General features: G+C 39.8%; 1 protein-coding gene. It reads left to right on the forward strand.

Annotation, left to right across the window (positions count from 1 at the left end):
- Positions 1-125: 125 nt before the first annotated feature.
- Positions 126-1,213, forward strand: a 1,088-nt coding sequence (locus AB5935_RS27015) for a SusC/RagA family TonB-linked outer membrane protein (RefSeq protein WP_368327979.1), incomplete at its 3' end; no start/stop codon positions are given.

The raw sequence follows: 1,213 nt of genomic DNA on the forward strand, positions 1-1,213 counted from the left end.
ACCAACTTTATTAAACTGGAAGTGGAACGGCCTATGCAAAATGTTCCTGCTGCAATCTTTCAGATTAATATAGAATAAGAATAAAGTGATAAATAAAAGTTTGCATTAACCATTATTTTAATAACATGAAAAAGAATTACTATCTATGGATCTTGCTGATTATCGTTCAGGTATTTGTGATACAGAACACTTATGCTCAGCAAGGGATGATTACAGGAATTGTGAAGGATGTAAATGGAGAACCTATAATTGGTGCCAGTGTAAAGGTACAGGGCACAACAGTAGGTACAATTACGGATTTGGACGGAAAGTTTTCTGTGAAAGCATCTTCTGGTGCGGTTCTGCAGGTATCTTACATTGGCTATGTGACGGAAAAGATTCAGGTGGGTAACCGCACTGGACTGACTATTACATTGAAAGAAGACTCGCATTTGGTGGATGAGGTGGTAGTGGTAGGTTATGGTACTCAAAAGAAAGTCAATTTGACAGGTTCCGTTGAAGCGGTTAGCGGTAAGGATTTAGCAAAACGCCCTGTTATGAATACGATGTCTGCACTTCAAGGAATGGCATCCGGAGTAACGGTGACTTCAACTTCCGGACAGCCGGGTAAGGAGGATGAATCTATTATGATTCGTGGTATCGGAACACTCAATAATAGCAATCCTCTGGTGCTTATTGATGGTGTTGCCAGTTCTGTAAATGCCGTCAACCCGCAAGATATTGAGAGTATTTCAATTTTGAAAGATGCATCTTCTGCCGCAATTTACGGCTCACGTGCTGCAAACGGTGTGGTATTAATAACTACCAAACGTGCGGAGGAGGGTAAACTCAGAATTAGTTTTAATAGTAATGTCGGGTTGCAAAAGATGACGGAACAGCCTAAATTTTTGGGAGCTATTGATTATATGGAACTGTATGACTTAGCTAATTCTAATGATACCCGTAATATGAATACGGGTGCGGCAGGCGGAGTAATATATGGTGAAGATTATATTGCGAATTATAAGGCGAAGATGAATCAGGATCCTTATAATTATCCGAATACCGATTGGCAGGCTATTACTTATAAAGAACCGGCAATACAACACATGCATAATTTAACATTGAGTGGAGGAACAGAGAAACTTAGAGCATTGGCTTCTTTAAATTACACAGACCAAGAAGGGGTTTTCCCGGATACTTATATGAAACGTTACAGTGTGCGTGTCAATAC

Origin of the sequence: Phocaeicola sp. RTP21198st1_B8_RTP21198_201120 (genome assembly GCF_040929485.1) — a bacterium.
Lineage (GTDB): Bacteria > Bacteroidota > Bacteroidia > Bacteroidales > Bacteroidaceae > Phocaeicola > Phocaeicola dorei.